Origin of the sequence: Bdellovibrio sp. HCB274 (assembly GCF_047306075.1) — a bacterium.
Taxonomy (GTDB): domain Bacteria; phylum Bdellovibrionota; class Bdellovibrionia; order Bdellovibrionales; family Bdellovibrionaceae; genus Bdellovibrio.
Map to the genome: position 1 here is coordinate 2,421,527 of NZ_CP178623.1, position 13,062 is coordinate 2,434,588.

At 46.8% G+C, this 13,062-nt stretch carries 10 protein-coding genes; 3 read left to right on the top strand and 7 right to left on the bottom strand.

Going from position 1 to position 13,062, the window contains the following annotated elements:
• The first annotated feature begins 131 nt into the window (after positions 1 to 131).
• Both ACLWNV_RS11755 and ACLWNV_RS11760 read left to right on the top strand, forming a co-directional pair.
• On the top strand, positions 132 to 1,046 hold the full coding sequence (locus ACLWNV_RS11755) for a ComEC/Rec2 family competence protein (RefSeq protein WP_413584631.1): 915 nt from the start codon (positions 132 to 134) through the stop codon (positions 1,044 to 1,046).
• Between the two features lie 320 nt (positions 1,047 to 1,366).
• Entirely contained in the window at positions 1,367 to 1,786 is a 420-nt protein-coding gene (locus ACLWNV_RS11760; RefSeq protein WP_413584632.1) for a ComEC/Rec2 family competence protein, read from the top strand.
• Between the two features lie 55 nt (positions 1,787 to 1,841).
• Here the strand turns inward: ACLWNV_RS11760 and ACLWNV_RS11765 are convergent, their stop codons facing one another.
• The 7 genes from ACLWNV_RS11765 to ACLWNV_RS11795 are packed head-to-tail and all read right to left on the bottom strand — an operon-like array spanning position 1,842 to position 12,168.
• A complete protein-coding gene (locus tag ACLWNV_RS11765; protein ID WP_413584633.1) occupies positions 1,842 to 3,890 on the bottom strand; it encodes a TonB-dependent receptor in 2,049 nt (682 codons plus the stop codon).
• Between the two features lie 23 nt (positions 3,891 to 3,913).
• Entirely contained in the window at positions 3,914 to 5,191 is a 1,278-nt protein-coding gene (locus ACLWNV_RS11770) for a lysine N(6)-hydroxylase/L-ornithine N(5)-oxygenase family protein (protein WP_413584634.1), read from the bottom strand.
• A 1-nt stretch (position 5,192) separates the two neighbouring features.
• A complete protein-coding gene (locus ACLWNV_RS11775; protein ID WP_413584635.1) occupies positions 5,193 to 6,974 on the bottom strand; it encodes an IucA/IucC family protein in 1,782 nt (593 codons plus the stop codon).
• Positions 6,971 to 7,903 carry a GNAT family N-acetyltransferase gene (locus ACLWNV_RS11780; RefSeq protein ID WP_413584636.1) on the bottom strand — a complete coding sequence of 311 codons (933 nt, stop codon included), beginning with the start codon at positions 7,901 to 7,903 and terminating at the stop codon, positions 6,971 to 6,973. The genes ACLWNV_RS11775 and ACLWNV_RS11780 overlap by 4 nt, the downstream gene beginning before the upstream one ends.
• Positions 7,904 to 7,911: 8 nt before the next feature.
• Positions 7,912 to 9,687, bottom strand: a complete 1,776-nt coding sequence (locus ACLWNV_RS11785) for an IucA/IucC family protein (protein WP_413584637.1) — start codon at positions 9,685 to 9,687, stop codon at positions 7,912 to 7,914.
• A gap of 1 nt (position 9,688) precedes the next feature.
• The gene (locus ACLWNV_RS11790) at positions 9,689 to 10,891 is read right to left on the bottom strand and encodes an MFS transporter (RefSeq protein ID WP_413584638.1); all 1,203 of its coding nucleotides are present in this window, start codon (positions 10,889 to 10,891) and stop codon (positions 9,689 to 9,691) included.
• Complete coding sequence (locus ACLWNV_RS11795) at positions 10,888 to 12,168, bottom strand: PepSY-associated TM helix domain-containing protein (protein ID WP_413584639.1); 1,281 nt, start codon at positions 12,166 to 12,168, stop codon at positions 10,888 to 10,890. Before ACLWNV_RS11795 ends, ACLWNV_RS11790 begins: the two co-directional genes overlap by 4 nt.
• Positions 12,169 to 12,375: 207 nt before the next feature.
• On the opposite strand from ACLWNV_RS11795, the gene ACLWNV_RS11800 reads away from it, so the two are divergent.
• Positions 12,376 to 13,017 (top strand): hypothetical protein, encoded by a 642-nt coding sequence (locus ACLWNV_RS11800; protein WP_413584640.1) that lies wholly within the window; start codon positions 12,376 to 12,378, stop codon positions 13,015 to 13,017.
• The last annotated feature ends 45 nt before the right edge of the window (positions 13,018 to 13,062 follow it).

The window sequence follows — 13,062 nt, forward strand, 5'->3', positions numbered from 1 at the left end:
ATTAATAAATGCAGTTTTTTTAGAAGTCGTAATTTCAGATCTTACAATCCGAAATTAACGGACGCACCGTCCTCAAGACAGAATATTTTAGAATCAGCATCTGCGCTGAATTTTGCTAAGTGCATGAATTCATGATTATTCTTATTTTGCTTGCTGCGAGCTTAAGCATTTCCAATTCAGACACATTGCTGAATAATGCATCACGCCTATCACAGAGTTATCAACAAAAGTGTCTTACATTACTCCCTCGTGAGTCAGAAAATCACTCTGCACTGGCCTCAATCGTGTGTGGTGAAAGACTCCAAGATCAGAACCTGAAACAGAATTTGGTCAAAACATCTTTGATTCATATATTTGTTATTTCAGGATCTCATTTACTTTTGTTGGACGAACTCTTCGCAATAATTCGCGTGCCATTCTTTGTAAGATTCTTACTTTTGAGTTTTTACTCGCTGGTTGTAGGCTGGCAACCGCCCGCCGTGAGAGCCTTGTCTGCATTGGGTTTGCGAGGGCTGTTCAAAAAACTTGGATGGGTGTTTCCTGCGGACACGATGACGATGATTGCGGGTTGTTTCACGCTGGCACTATTTCCTGCGTGGTGGAATTCCGCATCACTGCTGATGAGTTGGTGTGCCAGTTTGGCACTGGCATGGACTTCACTGCTGAAAATAAAAAACCCATTTCATCGACTGCTGTTCAATCAATGTGCAGTTTTTATTTTCATGACAGCTCCACTGTGGGGATTGAGTTCGCTGCATCCACTCGCACTTCTTTACAACCTACTATTAGGCCCACTGGTTTCTTACGTCTTACTACCCCTAGGCTTTCTAAGCGTCTTAGCGCCACCTGTAGTGAGTGCATTTGATTTTTTGATGACGATGTTTGCCCGGACTCTTTCCTGGGTGTCAGAGCCCGTTCCAAGCGCCACAGCAAAACAGATTTCTTTATCCACATTGTGGGTCTGGATATTTGCGTGGCAGGTGTTCTTTCATTACTTACGTTTGCGACTTAGACAAGGAAGGGATTCTGCGTGGAGTGGGTCTTAAGATTTTCTTTGCTTTCATTTGTGATCATAACTTTAAGCGCCACACCATTAAGCAACAAATCCGTGTTCTCATATCTCGTGATATGGAACGTTGGTCAGGGCCAATGGGTGACTTCGGTTGAGGACTCCACCTGTCGACATTTTGATGTGGGTGGCGAACGATTCCCGGGGGCGAAGATTGCAAAACTTTGCCGCGATAAAAGAAACAAAATTTATATAAGTCACTGGGATTGGGATCACATCGGGGGTCTGTCGCGGTGGCCTTCTTCCTGGGACAGTTGCATTGCACTGCGACCGCCGGGGACTTCTTCGCCAGGCAAAATGAAATTGCTTGAGAAATTTTCAGACTGCCAGGAGGCTTTGGATGTTCCTCACTGGCAGGGGCTGACTGTATTTAAGAAATCCCGAAAAGCAAAACCGAAAGCAGACACCAATGCCGCAAGTCAGGTCGTGGCCTTTAAGCGTTTTCTATTTCCCGGTGACTCCCCGATTAAAGCGGAAAGTTTGTGGCAAGGTTTACCGTGGGTGACAAACGCCCGTGTGCTGGTGTTAGGCCACCACGGCTCGCGCACGAGTACGTCTGAAGAGCTGTTGGATCACCTGCCAGTTCTGAAAATGGCCATCGCCTCGGCCCGCTGGGAGCGTTACAAACATCCTCATGCAGAAGTGATTTACAGACTGAAAAAACGGCAAATCCCCCTGCTAAAAACCGAAGACTGGGGAAACATTTGGTTTGAATAAAAAAAGGCCTCCGGATAAGGGAGGCCTTTTTTGAAGATGTATAACTTGAATTTAACTACCAGAAATAAGTTACGCGCACACCGAATTCACGAGGTGAGTTTACCTGGTAAACTTTCGTGCCGTAAGAGGCGTTACTTGCGTCGTAGGTAACGTATTTTTGATCAAGCACGTTGCGGATGTAGAACTCGGAGTTCAATCTCCACTGTGCCATCAGGTATGCCAAAGATGTATCCAGGTACCATTGCTCTGGAACCGATTTTAGGTTCGCAGCGTCTGTGTAGCTGGACGATAGGTAGCGAAGGGTGTTGTCCCAGCTCCAGGCATCGGAAGGCTTGTACGTGTAATTTAAGCTGCCTGTCCAAGGACTTGCGAAGGGGAATTCGTTGCCGTCGTAGCTTTGATTCAACGGACCTTTGAAATCTACGAAACGAGTGTGGTTGTAACCGATACCACCGCTAAGCAGATTTTTTGGATTCAAGTTGTACGTCATTTCCAATTCCGCACCGTAGATTTCGGAACTTGCCGCATTTACGATCGCAGAGTTGTACGGATTGTTCGCTGCGTACTGAACCAACACCTGTTGATCCACCCAGTGCGTGTAAAACACGTTGGCAGCAACTTTCAACTGATCCTGAACGCGCTTGTAGCTTAATTCAAAGTTATGAGTTGTTTCGGGGTCATACTGGGAAACGTTCGAAGTCCAACGATTCACGCTGACGCCACCGGTACGGTAGCCCTGAGTATAGGAAATACCGTAAGAGCTGATACCTTCTGTCAGCACGTAGCCGATTTTAGGAAGTAAAATACCACCCTGCTCATTACCATCAGCCGTTCGGGTTGTTCCGTAAACGATGAACGAGTCAAATTTATTGACCATGTACTCGTAACGAAGCCCCAGATTCATCGCGTGGTTTTCATTAAACTTGTACAGCAAGGAATCAAAGATCGCGTAAGTGTTTTGGTACTTCTCAGTTTTTTGACGAACAGCCACCGGGCCCGGCGTCAAAACCGTGAAGTTGTAATCGTCTTTGATAATGTAATCATGATAGTGCACGCCCAAAACGTTTTTGATTTTTTCGTTTTGGTATTTCCATAGGTTTTCAACGCTTAAGTAGCTGTCAGTATGATCTTCGTAACGAGTACCCGCTGTGTTGGCCGAAGTGCCATCAGCATCCGCTGTCGCGTCCTGATCAGCCTGAGAGTACGCCAGAATGGTTTCATTGCTGGAGTTCTCGCCGATCTTTGTCGTGTAGCGCAGACTTGTCTGTTGATTGTTCGTCAAAGCGCGGCTGTCGACGTCTTCGTAAACTTCATATTGGAATGGATCTGCGGATTGGGAGTAAGTTCCGCCGTTTTCCGTTTGCATGACTTTTACATTCCAGCGAATTTCATCACCCGCATTCAGTTTGTAGATCATGTCACCGGAAAAATAGTTTTTATCCTGACGACCCCAACGGTCGTTTCCTGTGGTCACGTTATCAATGAAACCATCGTAACGTTCAACGTTGACCGCAAATCGAGTCAGAAGCTTTTTATCAAGAAAGGTGTTGTTAGTAACGGCACCGATCTCTTTTTCGCCGTATGTGCCTACACCCGCCTTGGCAGCGCCTTCGGTCTGCTCGCCTGCTTTGCGGTGGAACAATAGAATGTTACCAGCCAGGGAGTTGATACCTTGAGTGGTACTTTGAGCGCCACGGTAGATTTCGACGTGATCCAAATCCCAGAAATCAAACGCACCGGCAGAAATCGCCAGGTCTGTTTGAAACACATCATCCACGATGATGGACGCCAGATTGTCTTTTTGATAGCCAGTCACGCCGATATTGTTGATACCGCGCAAGCTGAAGGTGTTGTCGTTTTTATTAACTTGCACGTTGGGAAGGGCATTTAAAGACTTGATGGAGTCTGTTTTAACAGCCCGGTCATACTCTTCCGCACTTAGTACGGAAATGGACTCCGTACTTTCCAGGTAAGATTTGTCCTCTTTATTTCCCAGGATTTGCACTTGCTGCAATTGGTAGGTTTCGTTCGGCTTACTTTCAGTAATCTGAGCCTGCGCAAGGCAGGCTTGCATGGTGAACAATGCTGCGATGAAAATTCTCATTTCTCTCTTTCCCTTGGGTCGTCCTATAACCCTCTGTAATTAACAAAATTAGAAACCATATTCGATGTCTTGTAGTGCTCTTTACCCAGCAAATCATTCAGAATGGTCGCGGATCTCCACGCCATCAAACTGGTTTGCGGTTCAGAGATTCCATGCCCATGACGGCTGAAGTTCATGGCATAGATTTTATTCTGCTGAGGCCCTTTCCATTTCACGGCAAAGTTCTTTTGCAAAATGAAACGGCCGTTTTCATCAAAGTCGATCATGTTCTGAATCGGTTCGATGATTTGTGGAATGCGTGTTCTAAAACCTGTGCTTAGAATCACGATGTCAGCATTCAGCACTTCCGTTTTGTTCGAGAAAGTGCTGCTGACAGTCAGCTTGTAGCCATTCCCCGCCTCTTCGATACGATCCATGCAACGGGAAGGCAAAATCTCGATCATGGCTTCGTCGCGGTGAACGTGGCGCAATTGGTAGATGTCATTGTAAAGGGCTTCCAGATACTCTGGAGTGTTCCCGTCAGACGCCATCTTTTGATGGCGAACGATAGGATCTTTTTGCGATTGATCCAGGCCAAAGAATTCTTCGACGTAGTTTGGAGTGAAGTACTCGTTCACAAACGGAGAGTTATCCAAAGGTTCCAGATTCGCACGGCTGGAAATCATGCGCGTGCTTAAAGCCCGGCCCCATTTGCCTTTAAAGCAGTTACGGAAAATTTCGATACCTGTTTGACCACCGCCGATGACGACAACGTTTTTGCCGGTCACATCCAGGGTTTTCAAATACGGGGATTTCGCGTGAAATACCTTTGGACCGATGAAGTCTTTCGCAAAATCAGGAACATTGGGGGTTAGGCCTGTACCTATACAGATGTTGTCGGATTTCGCAATTCTGTCGCCAGAGCGAACCACGAACTGACCGTCCTTGAAACTGATTTCGTCAATTTTGGAAGCAAAGTTCAAACGGTGTTTTAGTTTTTCGCTGACCCATTGGCAGTACATTTCAAATTCACGGCGAGTGACCACCGAGCGGTTGGTATTCATGAAAGAATAATACAAGCCATTGGAAACCAGATAATTCATGAAGCTGTAGGGATTCGTCGGGTCCGCGCCCATAACCAGGTCCTTCAGGAAGGACGTCTGCATTTCAGAGTCTGCGAACATGATTTCAGAGTGCCAGTCAAAATACGGCTTACCATCAAAGAATGCGCTGCTCACCCCTGCTGTTTTATCAGCAAGAGCCGCTAAGGAAAGGTTGAATACGCCGATACCGATACCAATAAGATTGTGTTTTTGTTCCATCTTACGGTGCTCCTTTGTTTAATCCCATTACTAGGGGATTCAAAAGTTCGTCTCCGACCATGGGGACCGGGCGTTCGTGTGAGTCGGCATAGCCGATCTTAAAACGCACCTTATTTACCAGCACACGAGGCATTTTTTCCGCCAGAAGATTGACGCTGTCATCCACATTCAGGTTTTTCCCGCTAGATGAAAGATAATCGCGAAGGGTTTGTCCCAGAATCCCGTAAAACTCGTATTCTGAGAAACCGTCGCACTCCTTCAAAACCTCGGAGATAAACCTTAAAACGGTGACAAAATGTCCCGTGAACAAATCATGAATCAAATAATTGCGTGGAAGCTGCAACAAGTGCGCAGCCAAATTTGCAGACTCGCTGGCCAAGGGAGAACCCTTTGCCAGGCGCAAATCCCCTTGAAAGTCCTTTAAAATCAAGCCCACCGGGGCATGATCTTTCAGTTTCAATACAATGTTTTGGCCATGGGAAACCAGGCCGATGCCGTATTTCAGTTGAAGGTGATACAAAGGGACCACCACCACTTCGAAATAACGACGAAGCCACTGAGCCATAGTCAGCCCGGAAGCCGCTACATAGGCCCCCAACAGACTTTGCCCCTGTGCGTCTTTATGAAAGAAGCTGCCGGTAAGGACCGATGTTTCGCCAGAGCCTGCGGCTTTGGATTCCGCGCACTCGCGCCAAATTGCACCCAGGTATTCGTGGTAACGGTACGGGGCCAAGGCGACTTGTTTAAACACCGGATGTTGAAAACTCACTCCGGCTTTTTCACTTAGAATCTGAACGTTTTTAAGAACTTCATCCTGAGAGCAGATGTCAGACATTTTCTGCGACAACTCCCCGCCCACTGGAATGTATTTCGCTGCAATACCGCGAATGCTTGAAGTATTTAAAATAGTCACTGGGAGTTTAATATCCCACAATCCTGGGCGGCTGATATTGGACAGTGTGCGAATGGAAATCTGTGGTTGATATTCGTCACCGAAAACACCGAGTGCTTTCATCACGCCCGTGGAAAGTTCGCCAGCGAACTGCACTTGAATAAAGCGATCCCACTGCCATGGATGAACTGGCACAAATACATGTTCCGATTTATTCAGCTGCAGTTCTGCGAGATGCTGATCAAAGCGCTTCATCTCGTTTGCATCCAGGCTTTGAGACAAAATACTTTCCTGGGTTACACCCGGCATTTGCGCAGCCAAGGCCGAGTTCCTGCGAACTGCCAACCACATCAAACGAAGGACCGGCTGATTTTCAGGAGCAAACTCCGCAAGATCGCCTTCACTCCAGGTGATACGGCCTTTATTTAATAACAACTTAGGATGACCATTTAAGATGGATTGAATTTTCAGGCCCGTCCACTGAGTCATTTCCTCAGAGGTCTGCTCCGCTTGCTTCTTTTCGATGCGAAGATCCGAGAACAAAGTATTGTGCATCTCTTCCAGGAAATTTCCCAGAATGATGTCATCCATCCCGGTTTCTTTTTGGCAGTCCAAGAAAAACTGACCGGCACTTTTCACCGGCATTTTGATGCCGTCAACCACGCGAGTGACGGAATCGGCCTGAACTTTAATGTCCGTCCAGATCCCCTGCCAACCCTGACAGTGGTACTCGATTCCATTTTGCAAAGCGAACACGAAGTTCTGGCCATCCACAGTCGTGGCTTTCAGAACCTGCTCATAGCTCAGCTCCTGAAGGCTTTTCGCCACCAGTTTCTGATTGACCCGCACCCATGCGGAGCCTGAATGAAGGGTGTTCGCTGTTAAATTCACAGGAAGTTCCCCATAAAGAATTTTTCGCGGCGGCACTCAAGCAAAGCGGCACGCTTATGAGGGAAATCAAACTCTTTCACTTTTCTCCAGGCAGCGAATGTTTCCACGTAGCGAATGATGCGCTGGTTGTCTGATCTGGGTTCCGCCATGATTTTACGAGTGCGTGGTTCTTCCAAAAACAAATAATGTGTCGCTGATTTCAAAATGGCATCTGTGTTTTTGAAACCCAGATATTCTTTATTTCCGATCAACAAGTGAAATCCACGATCGAAAGCTTCGGATTCATAGTAAGGACCCAAGCGGTCTTCCAACGTCCAATACATTTCAAAATAGCCGACCGGCACGCCATCGAACTCCACGAACGTGGGAATGGAATGCAGATCTGTCAGACCTTTTTCAAGGTAGGCTTTAAGTTCGGATTCAGTTTGTGCCAGCTCCCAGAATTCAGCGACGTAAGGCTGATTGTGCCAGAAGTGGAAAGTTTCAAGGTCACGATCTATGTCCACGACGCGGAAGCTGACAGTTTTCCCAATCACCGGAACAAAACGCGAATAAAGCAAATCCCCAGGACGTGGTTGTGGGCGCACCGGATGGAAAACCTGGCCCGTATGCATCCACTGCTCAGGTTCTACAGACTGTTTTCCGAAGGAACACCATAGGGAAGGATTCTGGTAAAATTCCTGACGGGATGTGCTTTTTTGATTAACTGAAATCGCTTTCAGTTCAGGTTTTTGCGCAAACAAATGCTCCATCGCAATCAGAATTGCACCAGCTGGCGCATTGTCTTTGGTGATGAGTTGCAATTTATCGGACTGATCTTCAATATGAAATTGAACGCTTTCCGCACCAGACACCGTCAAAAGACTGCCAGTGATTTCTGCGGAGTAGTTTTTATTTTCCTGTACGTGCAGGTATTTCTGAATATTCATAGTCCGTCCTATGCCTTCACCGCAGCAGCGGCGATGGGGTTTTTAATCAAATTATAAATCGACAGCGGGTTTGCAGCGGTGTTTTCGTTCATGTTCTGCAGGCTGCAGGTAAAGTTCCCCTTGTGCCAGATCTCTGGCTTGTCCAAAAGATAGTTCAAACAAGAGTGATCCTGAGGATTGGAATCACGAATCGTCAGTAAGAACTGACGAAGATCTTTTACCAGATCCTCTTCACGCACCCAGTGATCAGCGGCAATCGCAGCAATCACATTGAAGGTGGAGTTGATCATCAGATAGTACGCAAACAGAATATTACCCTTATCATCCAGGATGTTGCCGTTTTCCATTTTCAGGCTTGCAACTTCCTGGTTGTATAATGAAAAACCAAAATGGCTGTAACCCGTTCCCTGGCAATCACGGAAATAAGCTTTTTCCGGGAAGTTTGCCTTAAGGCTTAAGATTAGATTTTGCTGATGCGCCCCTAATAGAATTCCGTAATTCGCCTGCGCCAAAACCAAAGGTTTTACTGCGACCTGCAGGTAACGTGAAAACCACTGTTCAGAAATTTCGCTTAATGGACGACCGGTTTTCTCGGCTTCCTTGCGAATGGATTTTTGAATCAGGTTTTCACCACCCAAAGGATTGTCCTGAGCCAAAGTGGACAGAACAACGGCTTCTTCTTTGTTGCTTTCCGTGAATGGATTTTCACGACAGACCACGATGGATTCCGTCAAAATTTCGCCGACAGGATTTTTAAGAGCCATAAAAGCTGGCTCAAAAACCACTTGGAACTGAGGCTGCTTGCGGGAAAACTCCTGCGCTTTAGCTGTCATGAATACATCGTAAACCTGAAGCCCGCGGACCACTTCCACTTCCGTCAGATGGCGAATGGAGTTAGTCAGACGCAGAGTCAGGGAAAATTTCATCATGTAAGGCGAATGCGCCCCATAAATCGAACGCAGAGAGGTCGTTGGATACCACTGTTTATCAGCAGCGCCCAAATCGATCACATCACCATTTTTCAGATAATTTTGAACCACCGGATTTTTTAGCAGATGCTGCTTTTGCCAAGGATGAACCGGGAATGGTATATAGCCCGCTTTAAGTTTGGCAGCTGCAGCTTCCGCATTGGCAAAATCTTTTAAAAACGCATCCACAGTCCACTGCTCGACCTGAAACTTTTGGGCTTTTTCATTAACCATTACTTCAGGTTTAGCCAGGAACCAGTTTAAAGAAAACTGACCCGCCATCTCCGGGGAATACTGACGGTAATCAGCTTCATCAAAGCCTTCGCGCATTTTTGGGTAGGGATGAAAGTTATGACCAATCATCAACCCTTGCTCGGCCTGTTGGAAATTCATAGCGTTTGAATAGATCCCCTGAAGATCCGTCTTACGATGACCTAAAGCGAGTTCGATATTTTCGACGCTGTTTTTAAGACGCTCCATAAAAACGGCATCATTTCCAATGCTGTTGGGAAATACTTCAGTCAGGTGTTTAACCAAAAGTTCTGCTACCGTCAAAAAACCAGTGCTTTGCAAAGTGTTTCCATTTTGCACGTAAAATACCGAGTGATATTGATGACGGCCCATCAGGGAATTGCGAGCTAGAGGCAGGTAAATCTGTTTTTCGCTTGCGATCTTCACCGTCAGTGATTCTTTGCAGCCGGTTGCAATAGCGATCTCATTTGGAGAGGCTTCGATTTTATAGTCAAACCACTCGCGGAAAAGAGAATTAAAAAAGCACGAAGCCGAATGGCGAAGCGAAAGTTCATGCAAGTTCATATTAAGCCTCCACCGCAGCGACAGAGCGTTGACGGTATAGGATTGCAATGCTGATCATCATCAGGACAACCAGTGCAATCATCAGGGATTCCAAAGAGAAAAACTTAGCTTTTAAGGTAATAGCTGCCAAAGCACCACCGACCGCATAGCCGATGGTGTTCGCTGCACTGACGATGCCGGCTTTTCGGCCCAGGCCCATATTTTCAGCATCAACCGTGGTCATTAACGTCAGATAACAGGGTGGTACCAGTGCAATTCCAACTGATAGGAAGAAAATCGCAGTCCATAGTTGGGATTGCATATTCATCACCTGGAGTAATACGGCGCCCACAAAAAGCATCAAGGCGCCAATAACCAAAGCACCCTGCCAGGGATTTTTAAACAGCATGCGGCCCAGGAACTGAGTCACTACAGCAATCACTGCACTTGCCAGTAAGAGCTTAGCCATCAACAAACCCGATTCCTGACTGCTTAAGGAAAAGCTGTGTTTTAAAATCACAGCCAGCGAGGAATTCAATATTCCAATAAAGCTTGTGAACAAAACGGCTAACAAAAACACCCAGCGCATGCGGTTGAACGCCAAACTCCACGCTGAAAATCCACGGTCCGCAGAAGGAGCCGTTTTCATTTGCGGAGCCTGCAGGCGCAAAGCCCACACATTCAGTCCTGCCAATAACAAAATCCAGAATAAGAAACCCACCAACACGCGGTCCATATTTTGACCGCCGCTAAGCAGGACATAAATTGGACCTAAAGAACGGCCGATATTCAAACTCATTGAATTTGAAATCATGGCTTTCATCGCCGAGGTGGATTCAGAAAGATCAACTTGCAGCGCTTGCGCAACGGGCACGACTGCTGACGCCAATAATCCGTAAATCACGCGGCTTAAAATCAGCAGGATAACAACGACAGTGGAATCCCACTGCTTACCCCATTGAGTCAGGGCCCACAACATCATCGTGGAAACTCCCAATCCCAAAATTCCCGCAAGCAGGATGGGCTGGCGCCCGGCTTTATCACTCTTGGAAGCCCAAAAAGGCGAAGACCAAAGAAATAAGAACGAACCCGCACTGAATACGGCCACCACCAGCGACAGACTGACATGCATCGCCTCTGCCAAATAAGGCAAAAGCGTGAACAGCAGAATCTGCAACGCACTGAAAGTGATCGTATTAAGGTTTGCGAGTACGGCTAAATTCAATCACGCCCCCTGCGACTTTTAACAAGGACCAGCACACAGATCGCGATCGGAATTAAAAGTACATAGCCCGAAGCTGTGGCAAATGCGCCACCAAACATATAGGCCCCGATGATCATGGCCCCTGTTAACACCATAAGGATTGTCGGAATCGCAAAGCGGTTTTTAAACAACGCGGAGTCAGAGAGCTTGCGAGTTTCCATAGTGACACCCGCTGGAGCTGCTTTTGAATACTTGCGTTTATACCAAATAATCAAACCGAAGATCGGTAACAACAACGAGAACAGCGAAAAGCCCAACCAGACGATCTTAAGGAACAATCCGCCGTAGTTACCAAAATGCAGAGGCTCGGAAGCCAGAGTGATCTCCATGTACCATGGAAGCTCACGCACCTCACCCTGAAGGCCAGTAGCTGCATCGACCACCACTAATTGGGTCATACGCTCGGTCTTTGGAGTATCTCCGACCATCACAATCAGGAAGTGATTGGGAGGTGCGAATTGCGTGTCTGGCATCGCGATGTAATCAACCTTAGAATTTGGCAGAGCTGTTTCTGCCGTTTTCACCACATTATCCAGAACCGTCACGTTATGCAGATGATCGTTGTCACCATGGATGTCTTTATACTGCTGAGTGATTTGTTTCAGTTCCTGATACTGATAAAACTTAATCAGTGAAGAGCTGATGCCTAAAAGGAAACCTGTCGCACCGATAATCAAACCCCAGGCAAACACACCCATGCCGATATAACGATGCAGATCCGAGAACCAGTGGCGCGGAGATTTGATACGCACTTCCCCGAAGGCCACTTTTTTGGCGAAGTTTCCGTAAATAAAAAATCCGGAAAGCATCACGAAGAAGTAAAGCAAACCAATCAAGCCCACATAAATTTTGCCGTAAGAACCCAAAAAGAATTCACGATGCAATCTTAGCATCCAGTCCATGAAGGAACTTTTTGTCGCCTCGACGTTGATTTCAGCACCGGTGTTGGCATCGTAAGTCAGCTTGCGGGCGCCACGGAACATTTTTGAGTCGTTCATTCCCAAACGCACGTTGATGACGCTGTCATTTTCGTCGTCTTTGAAAACCGCCAGGGGTCTTTCACCTGGAAATTTCTTAAGGACTTCTGTCATTAACCCTGAATAAGAAAATGGCGCAGAGGAATCTGTCGCCACAGCGGACTGATGAATCTCGCCCTCGACTTCCTCTTTGAAAAGCAGGATGGATCCGCTGATACCTAAGAAAATAAAATGCACCGCCACGAAAAGTCCGAGGTACATGTGAAGCTTGTAAAATAGTCTGAATGCTTTGTTTTTTAGTGCCATATGGTTGGCTGAAATAGGTACCATACAGAGGGGAATATCTCAAAAATTTGGCCTGTTTCCCGCCTTGTTGAAAGCCTATTGGGAAGATTTTTTGTGAGTGTCAAAAGACCTGACAGGGAGACCGAAATTGCCAAACTTTTGTGAACTTGGTTTAATGAAAAAATGATCAAGCAAAAGGCTATTAAGGCTATCGAACAAGAAGGAATTTTACTCGTATATCCGATCAAAAACAGTTCGGAGCCAGACTCAATTTGGGCGCACCTGTGGCCCCGCTCCAAAATGGTTTGGGGATGGGATGCAGGTGCGGACCGCAAGGTTTCAGACCTGTGGCTTTTGAAGGAAGAACTCTCCCGGTCAGACAAGGTCGTTTATGCCAAATGGTATCAGAACCGCGCGACCTTTTTCTCGAAGGAAACCTTTGCAAATATGATGGCCTTTCAGCGCAGCGACACTCCCCTTTCACGCGAGAGCAGAAGCATTCTGGAAGCCCTGGAGATGGACTCCCCGCTCTCGACCAAGCAGCTAAAAGAGATAGCCGACCTTCAGGGCCGCTATATGGAGTCCACATACAACCGCGCAATGAAAGCACTATGGCAACGCCTGTTGATCGTGGCGTACGGCGAAATTGAGGACTCGAGTTTTCCCTCTACTGCTGTGGGCGCGACAAAGACTTTGTTTGAACCCTTGTGGAATCAATCCCTTACGATTTCCCACGAAGAGGCCGAGGCTTATCTGCTGAAAAAGTTAGGAGCCGATAACAAGTTCTGGAAATTCGCTCAGAAAATTCTTCCTGCAAAAACGTAATGTTAACAGAAATGTGCCCGCCCTTTTGACACCCCTGAAAGTTCT

Bases quoted from the DNA above. Each gene is read 5' to 3' on its own strand.
- ACLWNV_RS11785 (WP_413584637.1), bottom strand. From the start codon at position 9,687: ATGAACTTGCATGAACTTTCGCTTCGCCATTCGGCTTCGTGCTTTTTT.
- ACLWNV_RS11755 (WP_413584631.1), top strand. From the start codon at position 132: ATGATTATTCTTATTTTGCTTGCTGCGAGCTTAAGCATTTCCAATTCA.
- ACLWNV_RS11800 (WP_413584640.1), top strand. From the start codon at position 12,376: ATGATCAAGCAAAAGGCTATTAAGGCTATCGAACAAGAAGGAATTTTA.
- ACLWNV_RS11760 (WP_413584632.1), top strand. From the start codon at position 1,367: ATGAAATTGCTTGAGAAATTTTCAGACTGCCAGGAGGCTTTGGATGTT.
- ACLWNV_RS11765 (WP_413584633.1), bottom strand. From the start codon at position 3,890: ATGAGAATTTTCATCGCAGCATTGTTCACCATGCAAGCCTGCCTTGCG.
- ACLWNV_RS11770 (WP_413584634.1), bottom strand. From the start codon at position 5,191: ATGGAACAAAAACACAATCTTATTGGTATCGGTATCGGCGTATTCAAC.
- ACLWNV_RS11795 (WP_413584639.1), bottom strand. From the start codon at position 12,168: ATGTACCTCGGACTTTTCGTGGCGGTGCATTTTATTTTCTTAGGTATC.
- ACLWNV_RS11780 (WP_413584636.1), bottom strand. From the start codon at position 7,903: ATGAATATTCAGAAATACCTGCACGTACAGGAAAATAAAAACTACTCC.